Origin of the sequence: Nocardioides secundeburneus, assembly GCF_039939255.1 — a bacterium.
GTDB lineage: Bacteria > Actinomycetota > Actinomycetes > Propionibacteriales > Nocardioidaceae > Nocardioides.
Genome location: NZ_JBDUUE010000004.1, coordinates 474,566 through 492,291 on the forward strand (window position 1 = coordinate 474,566; position 17,726 = coordinate 492,291).

Consider the following 17,726-nt stretch of genomic DNA (forward strand, 5'->3'; position numbering starts at 1 on the left):
CCGAGCACGCCATCAGATCCAGGCGGTCTCCCGGGCTCGCGGGCACCCGCTCCACCGCAACACCGCCGTGCCCGGCAGGTCGCCGGTCACTGAGAGTAGAACGAAAGGGATCCACCGAGTGCCCACCATTCAGCAGCTGGTCCGCAAGGGCCGCCAGGACAAGGTGTCGAAGAACAAGACGCCTGCCCTCAAGGGTTCGCCCCAGCGCCGCGGCGTCTGCACGCGCGTCTACACCACCACCCCGAAGAAGCCGAACTCCGCCCTCCGCAAGGTCGCCCGTGTGCGCCTGAGCAGCGGCGTCGAGGTCACCGCCTACATCCCGGGTGTCGGTCACAACCTCCAGGAGCACTCGATCGTGCTCGTCCGCGGCGGCCGGGTGAAGGACCTCCCCGGCGTCCGCTACAAGATCATCCGCGGCTCGCTCGACACCCAGGGTGTCAAGAACCGCAAGCAGGCGCGCAGCCGTTACGGCGCCAAGAAGGAGAAGAGCTAATGCCTCGCAAGGGTCCCGCCCCCAAGCGGCCGATCGACGTCGACCCGGTCTACGGCTCGCAGCTCGTCACCCAGCTCGTCTCCAAGGTGCTCCAGGACGGCAAGAAGCAGGTCGCCCAGCGCATCGTCTACAGCGCCCTCGAGGGCTGCCGCGAGAAGAACGGCACCGACCCCGTGGTCACGCTCAAGCGCGCGATGGAGAACATCAAGCCCGCGCTCGAGGTCAAGTCCCGCCGTGTCGGTGGCGCCACCTACCAGGTGCCGGTCGAGGTCAAGGGCAACCGCGGCACCACGCTCGCGCTGCGCTGGCTCGTGGGCTACGCCCAGGACCGCCGTGAGAAGACCATGCACGAGCGGCTGATGAACGAGATCCTCGACGCCTCCAACGGCCTCGGTGCCGCGGTGAAGAAGCGCGAGGACACCCACAAGATGGCCGAGTCGAACAAGGCCTTCGCCCACTACCGCTGGTGATCTGGTTGCGCGCCCGCCCCCGCCGCCGGCGCCCCCCCGACCCACCCGTCCCCACGTCCACCACCTCGTAAGGAACGCTGAGCCTCGTGGCTGTCAACATCACGACCGACCTGAACGTCGTCCGCAACATCGGCATCATGGCCCACATCGACGCGGGCAAGACCACCACCACCGAGCGCATCCTCTTCTACACCGGCATCAGCTACAAGATCGGTGAGGTCCACGAGGGCGCGGCGACGATGGACTGGATGGAGCAGGAGCAGGAGCGCGGCATCACCATCACGTCGGCCGCGACGACCTGCTGGTGGAAGAACCACCAGATCAACATCATCGACACCCCCGGTCACGTCGACTTCACCGCCGAGGTCGAGCGCTCGCTGCGCGTGCTCGACGGTGCCGTCGCCGTCTTCGACGGCGTCGCCGGCGTCGAGCCGCAGACCATGACCGTGTGGCGCCAGGCCAACAAGTACTCCGTGCCGCGCATGTGCTTCGTCAACAAGCTCGACCGCACGGGTGCCGACTTCTTCCGCTGCGTCGACATGATGGTCGAGCGCCTCAACTCCACCCCGCTGGTCCTCCAGCTGCCGATCGGTGCCGAGTCCGACTTCCTCGGCGTCGTCGACCTCATCGGCATGCGCGCCCTGGTGTGGCGCGGCGAGACCAAGATCGGTGAGGACTACGAGATCGAGGAGATCCCGGCCGACCTCGCCGAGAAGGCCGCCGAGTACCGCGAGAAGCTCGTCGAGACCGTCGCCGAGACCGACGACGACATCATGGAGCGCTACCTCGAGGAGGGTGACGTCTTCACCGTCGAGGAGCTCGAGGCCGCGATCCGTCGCGCCACCCTCGCCGACCAGCTCAACCCGGTCCTGTGCGGCACCGCGTTCAAGAACAAGGGCGTGCAGCCCCTGCTCGACGCCGTCGTGAAGTTCCTGCCGAGCCCGCTCGACATCGACGCGATCGTCGGCCACGACCCGCGCGACGAGGAGAAGGAGATCCGTCGCCGTCCCTCCGACGACGAGCCGTTCTCGGGCCTGGCCTACAAGATCGCCACCGACCCGCACCTCGGCAAGTTGATCTACGTCCGCGTCTACTCGGGCAAGCTCGAGGCCGGCTCGACCGTGGTCAACTCGGTCAACGGCCGCAAGGAGCGGATCGGCAAGGTCTACCAGATGCACGCCAACAAGCGTGAGGAGATCGCCTCGGTCGGCGCCGGTCAGATCGTCGCCGTCATGGGTCTCAAGGACACCAAGACGGGCCACACGCTGAGCGACCCCAACAACCAGGTCATCCTCGAGTCGATGACGTTCCCGGCCCCGGTGATCGAGGTCGCGATCGAGCCCAAGACCAAGAGCGACCAGGAGAAGCTCGGCACCGCCATCCAGCGGCTCTCCGACGAGGACCCGACCTTCACGGTCAAGGCCGACGAGGAGACCGGGCAGACCATCATCGCCGGCATGGGCGAGCTCCACCTCGAGATCCTCGTCGACCGGATGAAGCGCGAGTTCCGCGTCGAGGCCACCGTCGGCAAGCCGCAGGTCGCCTACCGCGAGACCCTGCGCCGCGAGGTCACCAAGCACTCCTACACCCACAAGAAGCAGACGGGTGGCTCGGGCCAGTTCGCCAAGGTCGTCGTCTCGCTCGGCCCCAACATCGACCCCGAGACGGGCACCGGTGCGGGCTACGAGTTCGTCAACAACGTCTCCGGCGGCCGCGTGCCCAAGGAGTACATCCCCTCGGTCGACCAGGGTGGCCAGGAGGCCATGGAGTTCGGCGTCCTCGCCGGCTACCCGATGGTCGACGTGAAGTTCTCGCTCGACGACGGCGCCTACCACGACGTCGACTCGTCCGAGCTCGCGTTCAAGATCGCCGGCAACCAGGCCTTCAAGGAGGCCGCCCGCCAGGCGAAGCCGGTCCTGCTCGAGCCGATGTTCGCCGTGGAGGTGACCACGCCCGAGAGCTTCCTCGGCACGGTCATCGGCGACATCAACTCGCGCCGGGGCCAGATCAGGGCCCAGGAGGAGCGTCACGGTGACATGGTCATCGACGCCCTCGTGCCCCTGTCCGAGATGTTCGGGTACGTTGGCGACCTGAGGTCCAAGACCTCCGGTCAGGCTTCGTACTCGATGGAGTTCGACTCGTACGCCGAGGTTCCCACGAACATCGCCGACGAGATCATCAAGAAGGTGCGCGGCGAGTAGATCCTCGCTGTCGCACCCTCGGCAGTTGCACCACCTCAGTACGAGTCACGTCACAACCAATCCCAGGAGGAGCCCCAGTGGCTAAGGCGAAGTTCGAGCGGACCAAGCCGCACGTCAACATCGGCACGATCGGTCACATCGACCACGGTAAGACGACCCTTACCGCGGCGATCACCAAGGTCCTGCACGACAAGCACCCCGACCTCAACGCCGCCTCGGCGTTCGAGGACATCGACAAGGCTCCCGAGGAGCGTCAGCGCGGCATCACGATCTCGATCGCGCACGTCGAGTACCAGACCGAGGCGCGCCACTACGCGCACGTCGACTGCCCGGGTCACGCCGACTACATCAAGAACATGATCACCGGCGCGGCTCAGATGGACGGCGCGATCCTCGTGGTCGCCGCCACCGACGGCCCCATGCCGCAGACGCGTGAGCACGTGCTGCTCGCCCGCCAGGTCGGCGTGCCGGCCCTGGTCGTGGCGCTCAACAAGTGCGACATGGTCGACGACGAGGAGCTCATCGAGCTCGTCGAGATGGAGGTGCGCGAGCTCCTCAGCGAGTACGAGTTCCCGGGCGACGACATCCCGGTCGTGCGCGTGGCCGCCTTCCCCGCCCTCCAGGGCGACGCGAAGTGGGGCGACTCGATCATGGAGCTCATGAGCGCGGTCGACGAGGCCATCCCGACCCCCGAGCGTGAGACGGACAAGCCGTTCCTCATGCCCGTCGAGGACGTCTTCACCATCACCGGTCGCGGCACGGTCATCACCGGTCGCATCGAGCGCGGCATCGTCAAGGTGAACGAGGAGGTCGAGATCGTCGGCATCCGCGACACCTCGATCAAGTCGACCGTCACCGGTGTCGAGATGTTCCGCAAGCTGCTCGACGAGGGCCAGGCGGGCGAGAACGTCGGTCTGCTCCTCCGTGGCACCAAGCGCGAGGACGTCGAGCGCGGCATGGTCGTCATCAAGCCGGGCACCACGACCCCGCACACCAACTTCGAGGCCTCGGTCTACATCCTCTCGAAGGAGGAGGGCGGCCGTCACACGCCGTTCTTCAACAACTACCGCCCGCAGTTCTACTTTCGCACCACGGACGTCACGGGCGTCGTGACCCTCCCCGAGGGCACCGAGATGGTCATGCCCGGTGACAACACCGAGATGGTCGTCGAGCTCATCCAGCCCATCGCCATGGACGAGGGCCTGCGTTTCGCGATCCGCGAGGGTGGCCGCACCGTCGGCGCCGGCCGGGTCACGAAGATCACCAAGTGATCATCTGAGGCATCTGTGAGGCCCCCTCCGCCCTCGGGCGGAGGGGGCCTTGCTGTTGCGCCACATGATCGGACCAGCACCGCGAGGAGACAGTCGGTGAACCACCCGGACGGCGTCCGGCCCGCCCGCCCGCACCACCAGCTCACCGCCGACGGCCGCCGGATGCGCGAGGTGCTGACCTACGCGCGTCGCGGCAGCCGGTTCACCCCCGGCCAGGCGGCCGCCTGGGAGGCCCACCACGAGGCGTGGGTCGTGCCCGACGAGGCGGTCGAGGAGCCCGGCTTCTCGTGGGCCGAGGTGTTCGGCCGCGAGGCGCCACTGGTGGTCGAGATCGGCTCGGGCGTGGGCGAGGCCACGGCCGCGCTGGCGGCAGCGCGGCCCGAGGTCGACGTGCTGGCGCTCGAGGTGTGGCGGCCCGGCATCGCCGAGACGCTGGGCCGCGTGGCCGAGGCCGGGGCGAGCAACGTGCGGCTCTGCGCGGTCGACGCCGTGTGGCTGATGCGGCACCTCCTCGCTCCCGGCTCTCTCGCGGAGCTGTGGACCTTCTTCCCCGACCCGTGGCACAAGGCGCGGCACCACAAGCGCCGGCTGGTGCAGCCGGGATTCGCCGCCCTCGCCGCCGAGCGGCTCCGGCCGGGGGCGCTCTGGAGGCTCGCCACCGACTGGGCCGAGTACGCCGAGCAGATGGTCGCGGTGCTCGACGCCGAGCCGCGGCTCGAGGGCGGCGTCGTCGAGAGGTGGGCCGAGCGGCCGGTCACCAAGTTCGAGCGCAAGGGCGCCAACGCCGGACGCACCAGCACCGACCTGACGTACCGGCGGGTCTGAAACGGCAGGACCTCGACGTCCACTGACCGTCGTTCGCGCCGCGGGGCCTTCGCACTCCCTACCCTGGATCGGTGACGACGCAGGCGGATCCCCAGCAGCGGCAGGGCTCCCGGGTCCACCGGGCCTGGTGGGTCGCGGCCGTCACCATGGCGGCCCTCGTCGCCGCCGCGGGCTTCCGCTCGTCGACGGGCGCCCTGCTCGAGCCCCTCGAGGACGAGTTCGGCTGGTCCCGCGGGACGACGTCCGGAGCCGTCAGCCTCAACCTCGTCGTCTACGGCCTCACCGCCCCCTTCGCGGCCGCGCTCATGGAGCGTTTCGGACTACGCCGTGTCGTGGCGGCGTCGCTGACGCTCGTGGCCATCGGCTCGGGCCTCACGCTCGTGATGACCGAGGCGTGGCAGCTGTGGCTCCTGTGGGGCTTCGCCATCGGCGTCGGCACGGGCTCGCTGGCGCTCGTGTTCGGCGCGATCGTCGCGAACCGGTGGTTCGTCAATCACCGTGGCGTCGTCATCGGCGTGTTCTCGGCCGCCAGCTCCACGGGACAGCTCGTCTTCCTGCCCGCCATCGCCCACCTGGCCGACGGCCCGGGGTGGGAGTGGGCCGCCGGGCTCGTAGCCGTGTTCGCACTGCTGCTCGTGCCGCTGGTGCTGCTCGTGCTGGCCGACTCGCCCGCCTCGGTGGGCACGACGGCCTACGGGGCACCGACGAGCCCGCCCGACGTCGACCCGGGCGGGCAGGTCGAGACCCGGGGCGCGGCGCGGGTCGCGATCGACACCCTGCGCGAGAGCGCGCGCTCGAAGGTCTTCTGGATCCTGTTCGGCACGTTCTGGATCTGCGGCTGGTCGACCAACGGGCTCATCGGCACGCACTTCATCGCCGCCTCCCACGACCACGGTCTGCCGCAGACGACGGCGGCGTCGCTGCTCGCGCTGATCGGCATCTTCGACATCGTCGGCACGGTGGCGAGCGGCTGGCTCACCGACCGCGTCGACAGCCGCTACCTGCTGCTCGTCTACTACCTGCTGCGCGGGCTGTCGCTGCTCGCCGTGCCCTACCTGCTCGCCGACGTCGTGCACCCGAGCCTGTTCGTGTTCATCGTCTTCTACGGGCTCGACTGGGTGGCGACGGTGCCGCCGACGGTGGCGCTGTGCCGGGCCCACTTCGGTCCGGAGCGGGCCGGCGTCGTGTTCGGCTGGGTCTTCGCGGCGCACATGGTCGGCGCCGGCGTGGCGGCCAGCTACGCCGGGCTCGTGCGCCAGGGCACCGGCGACTACTTCGCGGCCTGGATGACCGCGGGCGTGCTGTGCCTGCTGGCGGCGTTCGCCGTCCTGGCGATCCCGGCGCAGGGGGTCTCGGACGACGAGCCGCTCACGCCGGCACGCTGAGCGCCGGACGACGCCGCTCGGCCCGCAGCGCGGGGAGGTAGAGCACGGCGCCGACGATGCTGAAGGCGCCGGCCGAGACCATCGCCACCTGCACGGTGGTGACCTCGGCGAGCGCGCCCACGAGCGGGGCTCCGACCGAGAACGCGGCGAAGGCGACCATCGAGTTGATCGACAGCACCGTCGCCCGGTTGCGCGACTCCGCCTCACGGTGCAGCAGCGTGGCGTGCATCGGACCGGCCGAGCCGTGCAGCGTGTAGGTGAACAGGTAGGCCGCGACGAGCGCGACCGGTCCGGCGACGAGGCCCATGACCACGGCCCCGAGGCCGTTGAAGACCCGCGCCGCGATCGCCGTCCGGGCGACGCCGTAGCGGCGGCTGCCGAGCCCCGCGAGCGCCGCCCCGAGGGCGAAGACACCCCAGGCGGCGCCGGCCACCGGGCCCATGAGGGCGCCAGCGCGCTCCTCGCTGCCCACGATCTCGGCCAGCCGTACGGGCTGCAGCGACTCGAAGACGACCATGCCCACCGACCAGAACACCTCGACCAGCACGAGGGCCAGCAGCACGCGGTTGCGACGCAGCAGCCCGAACCCGTCGCGGACGACGCCCGGCGCCTCGCGCACCGAGGTGGCCGCGCGGCGCAGCCCGGTCTGGTCGACGTGGGCGCGCGGCTCGTGGAGCAGCGTGGCGACCGCGACGAGGTGGACGACGTTGAGCACGGCCCACGCCAGCATCGGCAGCAGCAGGGCCGAGCCGGACGGCAGCGGGTCCCACACGACCAGGCCGCCGGAGACGACCGCGCCGACGGCCATCGCCGCGCCGAGCACGGTGCTCTGCGCGGCGAGGGTGCCGTCGACGTCGGCGCCGGGCTCGGCGGCGTGCACCGTGTCGACGAACCACGCCTCCATGGGGCCGGAGTCGAGCGCGCGGAAGACGCCCGTGAGCACCGCGGCGGCCGCGAACCCCCAGAACGAGCCGGCCGCGATCATCACCACCGAGGCGACCACGTTGACCGCCGCGGCCGCGACGAGCACGGGACGACGTCCGAACGCGTCGGCGAAGCCGCCGGTCGGCAGCTCGAGGGCGGCGACGACGAGGCCCTGGAACGAGAACGCCAGCAGCACCGCGGCGATCGTGAGCCCGCGCTCGAGCGGCCACAGGGTGAGCAGGCCGACGACGAGGCCCACGGGGAACCAGCGGGTGGCGGTGAGCAGCAGGAAGCGCCGGCGGGCCGTGCGCGGCGAGAGGTGGCCGGTCACGTCTGCTCGCGCGGCACGTCGTCGTCCATCGGCAGCAGGTGGGTCCACACCTGCACCCGGATGGCGTCGGGGTCGCCCTCGCCCGCGGTGCGGTAGCGCCCGACGGCCTCGGAGATCTCGTCCCACAGGGCCCGGGCCTGCCCGGGGGTGACGACGACGCCGTCGTCGCCCGAGCCGAGGGCGTCGCGCCAGGCCGCGGGCCAGCGGGACTGGTCGTCGGCCCAGCGCTCGGAGCGCTCGGCGAGCGTCGACTGGTAGTGCCGGTGGAGCCAGGCCAGCGAGGCCTCGGCGTCGGGGTCGCCGGCGAAGTCGCTCGGGATCCAGGAGTGGGCACGGCTCGACGCCTGCCAGACCCGCCGCTTGCCGGTGCCGGTGCCGGTGTCGCTCACCAGTCCGACCGACTCCAGCTTGCGCAGGTGATAGCTGGTGGCGCCGGTGTTGGTCTCGAGGGCGTCGGCGAGGCCGGTCGCGGTGGCCGGCCCGTGCAGGCGCAGCTGCGAGAGCAGGCGGGAGCGGAGGGGGTGGGCGAGGACGCGGAGCATCCGGGCGTCGAGCTGGACGACCTCGGGCATGCGTGCACAGTAAGTGTGCACACATGTTGTGCACAAGCGTGACGGAAGGCCCGAGCCGTGGCGAGCGGCGTAACGCGACGTCAGCGCGACGTCAGGCGCCGGCGTGCCTCGGCCTGGCGACGCAGCCGGGCCAGGTCGCGCTCGCGGCGCGCGCCGACGACGGCGGCCAGGAAGTCCTCGGGGTGGGTGCCGGGCGGCGGCGGGGGAGCGACGTGGGCGCTCACCTGCTCGGCGAGCTCGACGCCGACGCTCGCGCGCGACCCGGGGTCGAGCGCGGCGGCCCGCCCCAGGAACTGACGGACGGCGAGCGCGAGCCCGGTGGGCAGGGCGGTGATGTCGGCCCGTGCGGCCCAGTCGGCGAGGTGGTGCGGGACGGCGGGCGGGTGCGGCAGCGAGAGGGCGACGCGGGTGCGCACGACGTAGGTGCCGGCGGCGTAGTCGCCGAGGCGCTTGCCGCGCTTGCTCAGCAGCATCGCGAAGAACGCCGGCACGGCCCAGAAGGCGTAGATCTCGACGACGCCGATCAGCGAGCGGACGACGGCGTGCTGGAACGAGATCGGCCCGGCGTCGTCGCGCACGGTGCGCAGGCCCAGCGCGAGCTTGCCGACCGAGCGGCCGCGGGTGAACGTCTCGAGCGCCGTGGGCAGCCCGATGAACACGATGAGCGTGACCGCGATGACCGCCGCCTCGGCCGCGGCGGGGTCCATCGACAGCGAGGCGATCGCGAACAGGATGACGAGCACGACCAGCGTGCCGACCGTGACGGCGACGTCGATGAGGCCGGAGGCCATGCGTGCGCCGAGGCTGGCCGCCGGCAGGTCGAGCGCGACGGCCTCGCCGGTGACCAGGTCGTCGGAGGTGACCGTGGCGAACTCGGCGGGCATGGCGCCAGTCTCGCACCCGTGCGGGCAGCGGCCCGTACCCTGACGCCGTGGACCTCGACGCCTACGTGCTCGCGCACGCCCACGAGTGGCAGCGCCTCGAGCAGCTCGTCGGCCGGAGCGGTCTCGACGGCCACGTGAGCGACGAGCTCGTCGAGCGCTACCAGCAGGTCGCCACGCACCTGTCCGTCGTCCGCACGTCGTCGCCCGACAGCCACCTCATCGCCTACCTGTCGTCGCTGCTGGCGCGGGCCCGCATCCGCATGGTCGGAGCCCGCACGAGCACGTGGCGCTCCTTCGGCCGGTTCTTCACCCACCGGTTCCCGGCCGCGCTCTACCGTCTGCGCTGGTGGTGGTTGGCCTGCCTGGCGGCCAACGTCGTGCTCACCGCGGTGCTGATGACCTGGCTGCTCGACAACCCCACCGTCGAGCAGACGCTGCTCTCGCCGGCCGAGGTCGACCAGCTCGTGAACAGCGACTTCGAGAGCTACTACAGCGAGAACCCGGCGCAGAGCTTCGCGAGCCTGGTGTGGCTCAACAACACCCGCGTCGCGGCGCTGTGCATCGCCCTCGGCGTGCTCGGGCTCCCGGTCGTGTGGCTGCTGTTCCAGAACGTGCTCAACCTGGCGATCGTCGGCTCGATCATGATCCGCGCCGACCGTGGCGACGTCTTCTTCGGCCTGATCCTGCCGCACGGCCTCCTCGAGCTCACCGCGATCTTCGTCGCCGGCGGCGTCGGACTGCGGCTGTTCTGGTCGTGGATCGAGCCCCGTGGGCTCAGCCGCGCCGCCTCCCTCGCCCGCGAGGGTCGGACGGCGGTCACCGTGGCCCTCGGGCTCGGCGTCGTCCTGCTGGTCAGCGGCGTCATCGAGGCCTTCGTGACCCCCTCGCCCCTGCCCACGTGGGCGCGCATCGCCGTCGGCGCCCTGGCCGAGGTCGCCTTCCTCGCCTACGTGTTCGTGCTCGGCCGCCGCGCGGTCCGCGAGGGCGAGACCGGCGACCTGTCGGCCGACCTGCTCGAGGACACGGTCGCCACCCAGGCCTGAGGCCACGGGCGGGAACCGATGCCTTCCCGAGACCGTCTGTCGAGCGTGCGCGTCATCCCTGCCCTGGCCCTCGTCTGCCTGCTCACCGCCTGCGGTACACCTGCCGACCCGGTGCCGCCGACCGTGGTCGGCGCTCAGGACAGCTGGGAGCAGCTGACGGGTTCGCCGCTGTCGCCGCGTGAGGGGCCGGTCGTGGCTGTCGTCGGCACCGAGGCGGTGGTCGTCGGCGGCTACGCCGGCCCGCCGTGCCCACCCGGCGCCGACTGCGAGCTGCCCCCGGACGCCTATCGGGTCGACGGCGCTGCCCTCGACGTCGCCGACCGCACCTGGCGCCGCATCGCCGACGCCCCGCTGCGGGTGCCGGCGATGGCGCCCCGGGCGGTCGTCGGGTCGGAGCTCTTCGTGCTCGTCAGACGCGTGCTCCTGGTCTGGCGCTCCGAGACCGACGCGTGGCGCCAGGTCGCCCTGCCGTCGCGTGCCCCGTCGTGGGCGACCCTCCTCGCCGACGGCGACCGGCTCGTCGTGGGCTCGGCCAGCGACGAGCAGGGTGAGCGACCCGACCTCGCGCTCGACGTCGCCACCGGCCGCTGGACGCCGCTGCCGCCCGATCCGTTGGGGCGGTCCTTCGACCGTGCCCTGACGCCGACACCCTCCGGCCTCGTCCTCACCGCGCACCAGCTCGTCGGCGACGGACCGGCCGACCCGTCCCTGGTCCGGGCTGCCGTGCTGCCACCAGGAGCGACCGAGTGGCGCGTGCTGCCCGCGAGCGACCAGCTCGGCGGGTGGCGGTGGGCGTGGACGGGCGAGCGCCTGGTCGACGTCACGCTCGGCGGTGCCGACGGCGGTGAGGTCGACGGCTACGGACGCGTCATCCCCTTCGGCGGCCGCCTCGACGTCGACGCCGGCACCTGGTCGCCCCTGCCGGACGCGCCCGCCGAGCGCACCGGCGGGTGGCCGGTGGAGGCGCCGTCCGGCCCGGTCGTCGCCGCCGAGGGCTGGCTCTACGACGACCGGACCGAGGAGTGGGCGACCGTGCCCGTGCCCCCCGAAGCCCCCCGAGAGCCGGGGCCGGCCGTCTGGGTCGGCGACCGGCTCGTCGTCGTCGGCGGCGTCGACTGGCCGGACGACGCCTTCGCCGGCAGCTCCTCGGTGCCGGACGAGGCCGACCTCTGGCCGACCGACGCCTGGGTGTACGACTCGTAGCGAGCGGAGGACGTTCAGCGCCTGCGGCGACCGACCGTGCCGAAGTAGATGCAGACCAGCGCGGCGACGATGACGACGACCCAGAGCATGCCGCCGATCGTGCGCCGGTCCCGACGCGCCGGCCAGCCCCCTCGGGGTGGGCCGAGCACTGTGACCGGGCCGACGTCGGGGCCACCCCTTGGTTGATGGGCAGATCGCGAACACCGCGTCACGCTTACTGTGTAAGGCCCCACCCCCGGGGCCGGCCACCGAAGGAGTGACCATGAGCGCGAAGTACCCCGACACCAACCCTGTCCACCGACCCGACCGGGCCGAGCGGCGCGCCATCCACCAGCGGCAGGAAGCCGCCTTCGGCGGGGTCAAGGTCGGCTGTGCCTTCTTCGGCTGGCTCACCGCGACCGGCATGGCGGTGCTGCTCACCGCCCTCGTGGCCGCCCTCGGCGCCGGCGTCGGCATCGTCTCCGACGCCTCCGACGTGGCCTCGTCCACGGGTGCATCGCCCGAGGAGATCGGCTGGGCCGGTGTCGTCGCCGTGCTCGTGCTGGTGCTCGTGTCGTACTACGCCGGCGGCTACGTGGCGGGCCGCATGGCGCGCTTCGACGGCGTCCGGCAGGGCCTGGCGGTCTTCGCCTGGGCGGTCGTCGCCGCCGTCGTCGTGGCCGTCGTCAGCGCCGTCGCCGGCGCGAAGTACGACGTGCTCGACCAGCTGAACTCGTTCCCGCGCATCCCCGGCGACCTGAGCGACCTCAGCCTGCAGGCCGGCGCCGTGCTGGTGGGCGTCGTGGTCGCCGCGCTCGTCGGTGCCATGGCCGGGGGCCTGGCGGGCATGCACTTCCACCGCAAGGTCGACCGGGCCGACCTCACCGACACCACGGTCTGACCCCGGGCCGCGGCGCCGGCCACCACCTCGCATCGAGCCTCCTACAGCAGCCCCTGGGCCTTGAGGTGCAGGTAGTGGTCGGCCAGCGCGGGCGGCAGCCGCTCGGCGTCGGCGTCGACGAGGTCGACGCCGAGCCTGGTCAGCAGCTCGCCGGTGCGCCGGCGCCGGGTGGCCGACTGCTCGGCCGCCGCGGCGTCGTAGACCTGGTCGATGGTGTCGCGCTCGGCGGTGAGCCGGTCGAGCTCGGGGTCGCGCACCGAGGCCAGGACGACGCGGTGGTGGCGGGTCAGCGTGGGCAGCACCGCGAGCAGGCCCTCCTCGACCGCGCTCGGCTCGAGCGGCGTCAGCAGGACGACGAGCGCGCGCTGGCGCCCGAGCCCCTGGACGGCGCCCGCGAGGCCGTCCCAGTCGGCCTCGGCGATCACCGGGTCGAGGTCGGCCATCGCCTCCTGCAGCCTCGCGGTCACCTCGCGCGCCCCCGCGAGCCGCAGGCGCGAACGGACCCGACGATCGCCCGCGACGAGGTCGACGCGGTCTCCGGCGCGGGCGGCGAGTGCGGCGAGCAGCAGGGCGGCGTCCATCGCCGAGTCGAGACGCGGGACGTCGTCGACCCGACCGGCCGAGGTGCGCGAGGTGTCGAGCACGAGCACCACACGCCGGTCGCGCTCGGGCTGCCAGGTGCGGACGACGACGTTGCTGGTGCGGGCCGAGGCGCGCCAGTCGATCGAGCGGACGTCGTCGCCGCGCACGTACTCGCGCAGCGAGTCGAACTCGGTGCCCTGGCCGCGCACCCGCACGGCCGAGCGGCCGTCGAGGTCGCGCAGCCGGGCCAGCCGCGAGGGCAGGTGCTTGCGGGAGTCGAACGGCGGCAGCGAGCGTACGGTGCCGGGCACCTCGACGGTGCGCTGCCGGGCGACGAGCCCGAGGGGTCCGGGCAGGCGCACGGTGACCCCGAGCGCGCGCAGGGTGCCGCGCCGGCGGGGGAGCAGGCGGGTGACCAGCAGCGCCCGGTCGCCGGGGCCCACGCGCAGCCGGTGCCGGTCGACGCTCGCGCCCGCCGTCGGCTGCCACGCGTCGCGGACGACGCCCCGCACCGGGCGGCCCGAGGTGTTCGACACCACGAGCAGCGTCTCGGCCGGGTGCCCGAGCCGGGCCGGGCCGGTCGGACGTCGCTCGAGGGCGACCGCCGACGGCCGCGGCGCGAGCAGCAGGTCGACGGCGCACAGCAGCACCACCAGCAGCACCCACAGCCACACCGTGCCGCCGACCGGGCGCAGCACGACCGCGACCAGTCCGAGCAGCACGAGCAGCGGCACGCGTCCGGTGACGGCCATCGTCGTCCTCGTCGTCGCCGGCGGCTAGCGCGGCACCGGCACGGAGCCGAGGGCCGCGGCCAGCACCTGCGCGACGTCGACACCCTCGAGCTCGGCCTCGGGCCGCAGCGCGAGCCGGTGCACGAGCGTGGCGTGCGCGAGCGCCTTGACGTCGTCGGGGGTCACGAAGTCGCGACCCGAGAGCCACGCCCACGCCCGTGAGGCCCGCAGCAGCGCGGTGGCCCCGCGCGGGCTCACGCCCAGCGACAGGGACGGCGACTCGCGGGTGGCCCGGGCGATGTCGACGATGTAGGAGGCCACCTCGGGCCCGACCTGCACCGTCGTGACCGCCCGCTGCCCGGCCTCGACGTCGGCGCCGGAGGCGACCGCGGTGACGCCCGCACCCCGCACGTCGCGCGGGTCGAAGCCGTTCGCGTGCCGGGTGAGGATCTCGATCTCGGCGTCGCGGCCGGGGATCGGCAGCACGACCTTGAGCAGGAACCGGTCGAGCTGGGCCTCGGGCAGCGGGTAGGTGCCCTCGTACTCGACCGGGTTCTGCGTCGCGGCGACCAGGAACGGGCGCGGCAGCCGGTGCGAGGTGCCGTCGACCGAGACCTGGCCCTCCTCCATCGCCTCGAGCAGCGCCGACTGCGTCTTGGGCGGCGTGCGGTTGATCTCGTCGGCCAGCAGGAGGTGGGTGAACACCGGTCCCTCGCGGAACGACAGCTCGCCCGCGTGGGAGTCGATGACCATCGAGCCGGTGATGTCGCCGGGCATGAGGTCGGGCGTGAACTGCACGCGCCGGGTCCCGACCGACAGCGACGCCGCGAGCGTGCGCACGAGCAGCGTCTTCGCGGTGCCCGGCACGCCCTCCATCAGCACGTGGCCGCCGCAGAGCATCGCGACCAGCAGCCCGGAGACCGCGGCGTCCTGGCCCACGACGGCCTTGGCCACCTCGTGGCGGACGGCGACCAGCCGCTCGCGGGCGGCGTCGTGGTCGAGCGGGGACTCGCGCGAGGGCTCGTCAGGGGACTTGTCGAGCGACGTCATGTGCGGCGTACCTCTTCCTCGAGTGCGGCCAGGGCGTTGGCCAGGCTGATCAGGTCTCGGTCGGAGCCGGGCACCCGGCCGGTGGTGGCGAGGAGGTCGCCGACCTCCGCCTCGGGCCGGCCGACGTGGCGGGCGACGTCGCGCACCAGCGACGCCTCGTCGGACGCCGGCCCGAGCCGCAGCAGCGCACGGATGCGCGAGCGCGACGCGGCCCGCAGGGTGGCCGCGGCGTGGGCCCGGTCGCCGGCGCGGCGGTAGAGCCGGCCGCGCGAGCGCGTGGTCTCGATGGCCCGGACCGCGACCGGCAGCGGCTCGGTGGCCAGCGGGCCGAGGCGTCGGCCGCGCCACGCGACGAGTGCGAGCGTGGCGAGCAGCAGCACCGCGAGTCCGGGGCCGACCCAGTCGGGCACCAGCGAGGTGAAGTCGACGCCGTCGTCGGCGACGAGGTCGTCGTAGGAGGCGACGTACCAGACCAGCCGGTCGCGCTGGCCGAGCAGCCGCAGGGCCACGGCGGCGTTGTCGGCGCGCAGCACCTGGTCGTTGGTGAGCAGGTCGGGGGCGCCGAGGAGGGTGAGCTGGCCGTCGGAGGTCGTCGTGGTGACCAGGGCGTCGTCGAAGCAGCCGTCGCCGGGCATGCCCGTGGCGTCGTCGACCTCGATCTCGAGACCGTCGTAGAGAGCGGCGTCGCAGTCGGCGGTGATCGCCGAGCCGGTCGCGACGCCGCCGGAGGAGTAGTCCTGGTCGAGCAGCTGCAGCAGCTCGGGTGCGGGGTCGACCACGACGATGCCGGCGCCGGCGGCGTCGTCGAGGAGGCGGCGCGTGCTGCTCGCGCCGAGGCGCTCGGTCGAGGTGACCACGACCAGGTCGTCGGCACCGGGGCCGGCCTCGGCGAGCTCGTCGGCCGAGCGCACGACGTCGACGTCGACGCCTTCGTCGGCCAGCACGCGGGCCACCGCCTGGGCGCCGTCGGCACCGGCGTTGGCGGGGTCGAAGGGCGCGTCCTGGCCGGTCGCGCCGCCGGTGCTGAGGTAGGCCACGGCGACCGCGAGCAGCAGGAACAGCGCGACGACCACGCCGGTGCGGTGGCGCCGCCACCGGCCGGACGGCGCCGGGGCGGCCGGGGGCGCGTCGGGCAGCGTGGCGGTCATCGTGCGCCCGCCAGCTCGACGTCGAGGGCGAGCACGGCCGCGGCCTGGTCGCGCGTGGCCGGCCGGTCGCCGTACAGGACGGCGTCGAAGAGGTCGGCGCCGGCGGCGGTGCGCTCGCGGTGGCCGGGGTACTCGACGGCGAGCGTGCGGGCGACCTCGTGCGCGGTGACGCCGGGGGAGTCCTCGAGCCGGCCGCGCTCGACCTGACGCCGCGCGAGCGCGCGGAACCCGTCGACGACGGCGTCGCCAAAGCGGCCCTCGGTCATGGCCCGTTCGGCGCGGGCGCGCAGGTCGGCCGCGGTGACGACCTCGTCGGTGAGGACGGCGCCGCCGCGATCGCGCTCGACGTGCGCGCTGCCGCGGGCGCGACCGGCCAGGTAGACCAGGGCGCCGACGAGGGCCACGACGACGACCGTGATCGCGAACCAGGTGAGCGCCGGGATGTCGCGGGCGCCGTCGACCGTGCCGTCGACGGTGCGGCCGAGCCAGTCGAGGAGGCGCTGCACGAGGTCGCGGTCGACGTACTGCGGGTCGGCGAGCTCGCGGCGCAGCAGCCCGCGAGCGTCGTCGGCCGACGGCTCGAGCGGCGGGTCGAGGGCCGCGGTCATGACTCGAGGATCCCGGCCCTGCGCATCAGCTCGACGTCGTAGGCCTCCTTGCGGATGCGCTGGTCGACGTACTGCAGCGAGGTGACCGCGCTCGTGAACGGCGCGACGAACGCCGTCGAGGTGACCTGTGCGAGGGCGGTGCCGAGCACGGTGACGAACAGGTAGAGGTCGTCGCCCGCAGCGAGGCCGCCGAGCTCGCCGGCGATGGTGAACGGCACGGCGAGCATCTGCCCGGCGATGGCGGCGATGAGCCACGTGAGCAGACCGATGCCGAACAGACGCCAGAACGCGCCGCGTGAGAGGCGGTAGCCGCGGGCGATGCTCGCGAACACCCCGACCCCCTCGATCATCATCGGCGGCACCGCGAGGTAGTAGACGCGGATCCAGAACCAGAACAGCAGCGTGAAGAACAGCACCACCGTCGCGACGATGACCAGGATGGCGACGACCAGCGGCGCCACGACGGCCGTGACCACCCACAGCACCGCGAACGCGGCGATGCCGAGCGTCGTGGTGAGCCCGAGCACCGCCGCCAGCCCGACGAGGCGCCACCGGCGTCCGTGGGTCGCCGACCACGCCTGCCCGAGCGTCAGCCGGCGGCCCACGGCGGCCGCCGAGACGACGTGCACGACCATGCCCGTCACGAAGACCAGCCCGAGCGCCTGCAGCAGGACGCCGACGCCGAGCAGGCCGTAGGAGATCGCCTCGTTGTCGACGTCGTCGCCGGACCCCGACGACGGGTCGTAGGCCAGGCCGATCGTCCAGGTCAGGACGGCGGTGACCAGCACCGGCACGGCCATGGCGACCGCGGCCACCAGGACCGCCGACCCGACGGTCGCCTTCGGGTTGAAGCGGATGATGCGGAACGCGCCGTCGTACAGGTCGCCGAGCGAGAGCGGTCGCAGCGGGATCGCGCCGGGCTTGTGGACGGCGCCGAACATGCCGGGCGCGGGCGACCAGCCCGGCGGCGGACCCGGCCGGTACGGCTGCCCGGGCGGAGGCGGTGACATCGGCGTCGGTGCGGGCGGTCCGGCCCACGGGGACGGACGACGCTCCTCGGGAGGTGGCCCGCCCGGGGGCGGAGGCGAACCTGGGGGAGGGAACTCCGACATGGCTCCTCATCGC

At 72.9% G+C, this 17,726-nt stretch carries 17 protein-coding genes; 9 read left to right on the forward strand and 8 right to left on the reverse strand.

All coding sequences use genetic code 11. The features are described from left to right. Positions 1–118 precede the first annotated feature (118 nt). The 6 genes from rpsL (at position 119) to ABFT23_RS13285 (ending at position 6,645) form a co-directional block, all read left to right on the forward strand. Positions 119–493, forward strand: coding sequence for a 30S ribosomal protein S12 (rpsL, locus tag ABFT23_RS13260; RefSeq protein ID WP_056681807.1), 375 nt, complete (start codon positions 119–121; stop codon positions 491–493). Beyond that, complete coding sequence (rpsG, locus tag ABFT23_RS13265) at positions 493–963, forward strand: 30S ribosomal protein S7 (RefSeq protein ID WP_139977656.1); 471 nt, start codon at positions 493–495, stop codon at positions 961–963. The genes rpsL and rpsG overlap by 1 nt, the downstream gene beginning before the upstream one ends. An 86-nt stretch (positions 964–1,049) precedes the next feature. After that, on the forward strand, positions 1,050–3,164 hold the full coding sequence (gene fusA / locus ABFT23_RS13270; protein ID WP_347895894.1) for an elongation factor G: 2,115 nt from the start codon (positions 1,050–1,052) through the stop codon (positions 3,162–3,164). Positions 3,165–3,241: 77 nt separating this feature from the next. Continuing rightward, the gene (gene tuf, locus ABFT23_RS13275; RefSeq protein ID WP_347895896.1) at positions 3,242–4,435 is read left to right on the forward strand and encodes an elongation factor Tu; all 1,194 of its coding nucleotides are present in this window, start codon (positions 3,242–3,244) and stop codon (positions 4,433–4,435) included. Between the two features lie 96 nt (positions 4,436–4,531). Beyond that, on the forward strand, positions 4,532–5,260 hold the full coding sequence (gene trmB / locus ABFT23_RS13280; RefSeq protein ID WP_347895898.1) for a tRNA (guanosine(46)-N7)-methyltransferase TrmB: 729 nt from the start codon (positions 4,532–4,534) through the stop codon (positions 5,258–5,260). A gap of 71 nt (positions 5,261–5,331) precedes the next feature. Further along, complete coding sequence (locus ABFT23_RS13285) at positions 5,332–6,645, forward strand: MFS transporter (protein WP_347895900.1); 1,314 nt, start codon at positions 5,332–5,334, stop codon at positions 6,643–6,645. Here the strand turns inward: ABFT23_RS13285 and ABFT23_RS13290 are convergent. From ABFT23_RS13290 to ABFT23_RS13300, 3 genes are all read right to left on the reverse strand, one after another. Next, positions 6,629–7,900: an MFS transporter gene (locus ABFT23_RS13290; protein WP_347895901.1), complete on the reverse strand. Its 1,272-nt coding sequence runs from the start codon at positions 7,898–7,900 to the stop codon at positions 6,629–6,631. The genes ABFT23_RS13285 and ABFT23_RS13290 overlap by 17 nt on opposite strands. Beyond that, complete coding sequence (locus ABFT23_RS13295; RefSeq protein WP_347895903.1) at positions 7,897–8,472, reverse strand: helix-turn-helix domain-containing protein; 576 nt, start codon at positions 8,470–8,472, stop codon at positions 7,897–7,899. The genes ABFT23_RS13290 and ABFT23_RS13295 overlap by 4 nt, the downstream gene beginning before the upstream one ends. Positions 8,473–8,552: 80 nt before the next feature. Further along, complete coding sequence (locus ABFT23_RS13300) at positions 8,553–9,356, reverse strand: RDD family protein (RefSeq protein WP_347895905.1); 804 nt, start codon at positions 9,354–9,356, stop codon at positions 8,553–8,555. A 47-nt stretch (positions 9,357–9,403) separates the two neighbouring features. Here ABFT23_RS13300 and ABFT23_RS13305 point away from each other — a divergent pair, with 47 nt between their 5' ends. From ABFT23_RS13305 to ABFT23_RS13315, 3 genes are all read left to right on the forward strand, one after another. Further along, positions 9,404–10,399 carry a stage II sporulation protein M gene (locus ABFT23_RS13305; RefSeq protein WP_347895907.1) on the forward strand — a complete coding sequence of 332 codons (996 nt, stop codon included), beginning with the start codon at positions 9,404–9,406 and terminating at the stop codon, positions 10,397–10,399. A 45-nt stretch (positions 10,400–10,444) separates the two neighbouring features. Next, positions 10,445–11,602 carry a Kelch repeat-containing protein gene (locus tag ABFT23_RS13310; protein ID WP_347895908.1) on the forward strand — a complete coding sequence of 386 codons (1,158 nt, stop codon included), beginning with the start codon at positions 10,445–10,447 and terminating at the stop codon, positions 11,600–11,602. Positions 11,603–11,864: 262 nt separating this feature from the next. After that, on the forward strand, positions 11,865–12,482 hold the full coding sequence (locus tag ABFT23_RS13315; protein WP_347895910.1) for a hypothetical protein: 618 nt from the start codon (positions 11,865–11,867) through the stop codon (positions 12,480–12,482). 41 nt (positions 12,483–12,523) lie between these two features. Here the strand turns inward: ABFT23_RS13315 and ABFT23_RS13320 are convergent, their stop codons facing one another. From ABFT23_RS13320 to ABFT23_RS13340, 5 genes are read right to left on the reverse strand one after another with little or no spacing between them, the layout of a single operon-like run. Further along, positions 12,524–13,816: a DUF58 domain-containing protein gene (locus ABFT23_RS13320; protein ID WP_347895911.1), complete on the reverse strand. Its 1,293-nt coding sequence runs from the start codon at positions 13,814–13,816 to the stop codon at positions 12,524–12,526. Positions 13,817–13,840: 24 nt separating this feature from the next. Next, positions 13,841–14,845, reverse strand: coding sequence for an AAA family ATPase (locus tag ABFT23_RS13325; protein ID WP_347895913.1), 1,005 nt, complete (start codon positions 14,843–14,845; stop codon positions 13,841–13,843). Then, the gene (locus ABFT23_RS13330) at positions 14,842–15,993 is read right to left on the reverse strand and encodes a DUF4350 domain-containing protein (RefSeq protein WP_347895914.1); all 1,152 of its coding nucleotides are present in this window, start codon (positions 15,991–15,993) and stop codon (positions 14,842–14,844) included. Before ABFT23_RS13330 ends, ABFT23_RS13325 begins: the two co-directional genes overlap by 4 nt. After that, positions 15,990–16,601, reverse strand: a complete 612-nt coding sequence (locus ABFT23_RS13335; protein WP_347895916.1) for a DUF4129 domain-containing protein — start codon at positions 16,599–16,601, stop codon at positions 15,990–15,992. The genes ABFT23_RS13330 and ABFT23_RS13335 overlap by 4 nt, the downstream gene beginning before the upstream one ends. Then, a complete protein-coding gene (locus ABFT23_RS13340) occupies positions 16,598–17,611 on the reverse strand; it encodes a hypothetical protein (RefSeq protein WP_347895917.1) in 1,014 nt (337 codons plus the stop codon). The genes ABFT23_RS13335 and ABFT23_RS13340 overlap by 4 nt, the downstream gene beginning before the upstream one ends. Positions 17,612–17,726: the final 115 nt, after the last annotated feature.